The sequence below is a fragment of the Candidatus Hodarchaeum mangrovi genome, assembly GCF_975850365.1.
Genome location: NZ_CDLCQJ010000124.1, coordinates 1 through 4964, shown reverse-complemented (window position 1 = coordinate 4964; position 4964 = coordinate 1). Strand labels below are relative to the sequence as shown.

Annotated in this window: 5 protein-coding genes; 3 read left to right on the top strand and 2 right to left on the bottom strand. The window is 35.1% G+C overall.

Annotation, left to right across the window (positions count from 1 at the left end):
* Window positions 1-384: 384 nt before the first annotated feature.
* Window positions 385-1599: an MFS transporter gene (locus ACWVCY_RS12035; protein ID WP_455143076.1), complete on the bottom strand. Its 1215-nt coding sequence runs from the start codon at window positions 1597-1599 to the stop codon at window positions 385-387.
* A 344-nt stretch (window positions 1600-1943) separates the two neighbouring features.
* Between ACWVCY_RS12035 and ACWVCY_RS12030 the strand changes: the two genes are divergently transcribed.
* Together ACWVCY_RS12030 and ACWVCY_RS12025 are read left to right on the top strand one after the other, a co-directional pair.
* Window positions 1944-2771, top strand: a complete 828-nt coding sequence (locus tag ACWVCY_RS12030) for an SDR family NAD(P)-dependent oxidoreductase (RefSeq protein ID WP_455143075.1) — start codon at window positions 1944-1946, stop codon at window positions 2769-2771.
* Between the two features lie 99 nt (window positions 2772-2870).
* Window positions 2871-3680, top strand: coding sequence for an SDR family NAD(P)-dependent oxidoreductase (locus ACWVCY_RS12025; protein ID WP_455143074.1), 810 nt, complete (start codon window positions 2871-2873; stop codon window positions 3678-3680).
* Between the two features lie 47 nt (window positions 3681-3727).
* Here the strand turns inward: ACWVCY_RS12025 and ACWVCY_RS12020 are convergent, their stop codons facing one another.
* Window positions 3728-4549: a TrmB family transcriptional regulator gene (locus ACWVCY_RS12020; RefSeq protein WP_455143073.1), complete on the bottom strand. Its 822-nt coding sequence runs from the start codon at window positions 4547-4549 to the stop codon at window positions 3728-3730.
* Window positions 4550-4678: 129 nt separating this feature from the next.
* Between ACWVCY_RS12020 and ACWVCY_RS12015 the strand changes: the two genes are divergently transcribed.
* A partial coding sequence (locus tag ACWVCY_RS12015) for an NmrA family NAD(P)-binding protein (RefSeq protein WP_455143072.1) occupies window positions 4679-4964 on the top strand: 286 nt, incomplete at its 3' end.

The window sequence follows — 4964 nt, the reverse complement described above, 5'->3', positions numbered from 1 at the left end:
TGCACCTTACCCACTCTCACTGATGCTTGGAATTTTGCTAGTAAATGGATTGCAAGAAACGGATATAAAGATATTAGCTATGATTTTGGAGAATATGAAGTTTATCCTGAACATTGGAAAAATGAGGAGACTGATCCAATGTATATTTATGTCCCTGTGACTAAAGTATAAGAGTTCTTAAGAAATAATTGACTAAGGACTCTTTTTCATTCCTACTTTTTTTCCCCCTTCTAATAGTAAAGAGTGGAACAATTCAAGTGTAATAACAACTAGGAGCCTAGAAGTCATTTTAGAAACCAATCATCATAGCATTTCAATATCTAGAATTTAACTTTAAATATTGAAACTTAAACTATTATATTGTAAAACCAATTCGAATGTCAATTAGATGTCCTTCGGAATGGATCTTAAGGCAACATAAAAGAGAAAGACTGGAATAATTCCAGTTGATCCAAGAAGAAACGCTGTTACTGAAATACCTAGGTTTTTGATTAAAATACCTCCAATGATAGCAATTGGAGAACTAATTAGTAGTATTAAAGTTGGAATAAGGGAATAAATCGAATTCCGATTGTGATCAGGAATAGAATCAAGGAGGAAACGCTGATTTAAGATTAGTTTTAATCCATGGAAAAAGTAAATGATTGTGTAAAATGTGATAAATGTCAGAAACGCTGGAGGGATGAATGTATTTTGTGTTGGAGGAAACAAAGTAGTTATCACTGCAACACCCCAATAGAAGATTACTGTATCTAAAACAGTTAATCGCGGGATCCAGCTAAGTTCCATATTAATTGCGAATTTTGATGCAAGAAAGATTGATAACGTTCCAAGTAATAAAACCACCAGACGAAAAAGTCCCACCCCACCGTCAGACCCAGTATAGCCAAAATAAACCGGAAATAACATTAAATCAACCCAAATAATTATAACTGTGTTGCTTAAAGACAATCCTAGAAGGAATAGAAACATAAATTTGCTAAAAAACGCAAAACGAATACCTTCTCCCAATAATGTAAAGTAATTCTTAATTGATCTTTTAGGCCGAGTGATTCCCCAGAAATCCTTGATAATAATCAAAAATACAAATGCTAATGAGGCTAAACCGATTGCTTGAATGAGAAATACAAGTTGACGAAAATATGTAGTTGCCAATATCCCTCCAAACGCAGCTGCTACTCCTGGTACGATATTGCTAATAGTAGTCCATCTCCCAATAAAGAATTTATAGATCTTTCTTTGAGGATCAGTATCAGTCGCTAAAAGCTTATAATTATTATCAAACCAGGTGTTTAGGGCTCCAGATTGTTGAGAAGCTGCAATGGCTCGAATTATATAAGCGATGAGTAAAATAAAAAATGAATCAGCTAAAAATAACGTAATGTACGCAATTGCTTCCAAGAAAAACCCAGTAAATAGTATCCACCGTTGTCCTATCCAATCCCCAACTGTACCACTGGGATAATCAAAAACAGCTTGTAAAATATAACTAATCGCGATAAGAAATCCTAAGTGTTCAATTCCCACGCTATCAATCACGAAAAGAGTGAAAAATGCCGAGGAAAGAAACCAAAAGAAATTCAAAATGGTAGTTGACATAATTAACTTCAGAATGAGTTTTTTCGCTCGATCGGGAAGTTCAGTGACACCTAAGAACGTATATAACAGATGAATCAAGATGAGTTTTTCCTTTGTGGAAACGTAATAACCTAGGAAGTAGCTGGTAGTATTCGTTCAGTTAAAAAAGCTGTATTCAAGATTTATTTTTAGATTTTGATGCATTCTAATCTAATCTAGGAAAATAAGAACAACAAAAAATTATGAAGGATAGCTGAAGTAGCAACTCTTCTACCTCTCCTGTAAGACATTGTTCAGCTATCCCAACAGATTTATCGTCCAAGGTGAATCTTATTATATGTTTATAATGGAAAAAAGTGTTTCATATGGGAATCTTTGATGAGAAAGTTGTTGTTATAACTGGCGCGGGCCGAGGAATAGGGCGTGCTCATGCATTGGCTTTCACCAAAGAAGGCGCAAAAGTGGTAGTAAATGACCTAGGAACAGAACTTGATGGATCTGGGTCCAATGTAGCTATTGCTGACTCAGTGGTCGTTGAGATAAATGTCAGTGGAGGGGAAGCGGTAGCAAATTATGATAGTGTGGTAACAATGAGTGGAGGGCGGAGCATTATTAATACAGCATTGGAGAATTTTGGAAGGATTGATGTCTTGATTAATAATGCGGGGATTCTACGGGACAAAACATTGTTGAAAATGGATGAATCTATGTGGGATAATGTTATTGATGTCCATTTAAAGGGAACTTTTATCTGTACTCAAGCTGCAGCAATAGTAATGCGGAATCAGGGCACTGGGGGGAGTATTATCAATACTACGTCTATTACAGGCATCTTGGGAAATTTTGGTCAAGCAAATTATGGTTCAGCAAAAGCAGGTATTATTGGATTTACTAGAATAGCAGCAATTGAACTGGAAAAATATGGCATTAATGTGAATGCTATCGCCCCTGCTGCTGTAACTCGGATGATAAGTCCTATTGTCTCTGAAAAAATGGTTCCAGAGTGTATTTCTCCTCTCGTTCTATTTTTAGCTAGTGAAAAAGGGAGAGATATCACTGGAAAAGTGTTTGGTATCCATGGGTCAAAAATTTTTGAATATAAGGTCTCATACACAGAGGGAATCGAGAAAGAAGATCATAACCTTTGGACTATTGATGAAATAGCTGAGCATTTTGATCAAATTGGTGTTTAAATCCAGTGTTTAAACTAGGAAATGCTCATATTTATTCTGCTGATCTTTGATTATAGATTGCAGATCGAATAATCTTAGTATATGAGATGGTGATATTTAATGGAAACAGGTCTACGGGGAAAACATGTTCTGATTACTGGAGCTAACGGTGGAATCGGTCAAGCAACTGCAGTATTATTTGATAAAGAAGGAGCTAAATTATCTCTTCATTATCATCAGAATGAAACTAGTACCAAAGAACTTGAATCCAAATTAAAAGGGGATTATTCATTCTTCCAAGCAAATTTGTCATCTGATACTTCAGTTAAAAAATTGATGAACCAAATTAATCAGAATAATGGTCGTTTGGATATTTTGATTGTTAATCATGGAATTTGGCCTGAAAATTATATTCCAGCTCATGATATGACCCTTCAACAATGGGATAACACCATAGCTATTAACTTGACTGGAGCATTTCTCTGTAGTAAGCATTTTTTAAAGAACTTAGAGGCCTATCCAGAGGATTTTGCAAGTATTACTTATGTTGGATCCACTGCTGGAATTTTTGGAGAAGCTGGCCATGTTGATTATTCTGTTACGAAGTTTGGGTTACAGGGTCTTGTTTTATCCTTAAAAAATGAAATTGTACACCTTGCTTATCATGGAAGAGTAAACTTGGTTGCACCTGGATGGACAATCACTCCAATGACGGAGAAATTCATGCAAGATCACACAGGTATTAAATCTGTCCTTCAAACAATGCCTCTCAGGAAACTAGCTCGTGCTGAGGATATTGCCTCCACAATTTTGTTTCTTTCGTCAGATAAATTAGCTGGTCATATTTCTGGACAAATTATTACAGTTGCAGGAGGAATGGAGGGAAGAAAACTTTTTGAGTCAGATGAAATAAATATTGATAAAATTTGAATTAGAATTTAAAAGCAAAAACGACAATGAATAAATTTCAATTGATTTCATAACGAGAAATCTTTTGCTTGATTCCACATCTCATAAAATTTTACAGATAGCTCTGTAGCGAATTTTCGTTGCCAGATATAAATCGATGCAAAAAACTCCTCTAAATTCGCTGGATTTTTAATCTTTAGAACAACCTTTTCGTCATCAATGACTACAAAAGGAACGGTGATTGTTTCAGTAAATTTTATTTGCATTTTGTCAAAATCCAGTCTATGTAGAATAGGGGAAAGAAGGTCCAGCATTTGCTGCATTGTCTCAGATATATCTTTGGTACCTATTAAAATTTTTAGAGATACGCCTCTCTTTTGTAAATCAATAAAGATTTCTGCTTCTTCTAAGATTTCTTGAGAATGCATGTGGGGTTTTGTTTCGAAAAATTCACTATAGAAAAGAAAACAATTTTGTGTTTCATGTAATCGGTCATTGAATTTTCCAATTGTCTCTGGGCCTATACCAATTTTCCAAAAAAGACTTTCACTTGGGGTTTTCTGATGAAATTTTTTCAGCTCATCTTCAACTATTAATGCTTGTTCTGTGAGAGTTTCAAGTTCTTCCTTCTTCCTTTCCAATAAGCTCTTTATTGCATTGCTTGGATCGACAGGAACGTAGACTTTTGGTCGGGAATCTTGAATGTCAATCAATCCCTTACTTTCCAATGAAGCAGTTACATCATAGATTCTTCCAGTGGGAACTTTCGAATTTTCTGAGAGATCCTTTGCATCACAGGCACCTCGATGAAGTAATGTCCTATAAGCTGCAAATTCATACGTTGTTAGCCCATATCGTTCAAGTATATTCTCATCTTGAATAGTTGTCATAGCTTTCACCAAATAAACTGTTTTTAGTTTTTTTCTTACGGAAAATTATTTTTAATTAATTAAACTCTCCACTAGTTGAAAGTTTTTAAACTTTCCGATACAAAATAATAACCTAAAAAGTGATTAAAAATGGAAAAAAACGGGAAAAAAGTTCTTGTTACAGGTGCAACAGGACATCTAGGATTTACGTTAGTAAAAGAGTTGCTAAAACGAAACTATACAGTTCGAGCTGGTGTAAGAGACTCGCAAAATACACAGAGAAATAACCACCTATTAGATCTTGGTATTGAAATAGTAGATGCTGATTTAATGAAACCTGAGACACTTCGAAAGGCGGTTGAAGGCGTTGATGGAATTTTTCAGGTTGCAGCAGTCTTTGCCCTCAAAGCAAAAGATCCGCAATCTGACATTATCG

Bases quoted from the DNA above. Each gene is read 5' to 3' on its own strand.
- ACWVCY_RS12035 (WP_455143076.1), bottom strand. From the start codon at position 1,599: ATGTCAACTACCATTTTGAATTTCTTTTGGTTTCTTTCCTCGGCATTT.
- ACWVCY_RS12030 (WP_455143075.1), top strand. From the start codon at position 1,944: ATGGGAATCTTTGATGAGAAAGTTGTTGTTATAACTGGCGCGGGCCGA.
- ACWVCY_RS12025 (WP_455143074.1), top strand. From the start codon at position 2,871: ATGGAAACAGGTCTACGGGGAAAACATGTTCTGATTACTGGAGCTAAC.
- ACWVCY_RS12020 (WP_455143073.1), bottom strand. From the start codon at position 4,549: ATGACAACTATTCAAGATGAGAATATACTTGAACGATATGGGCTAACA.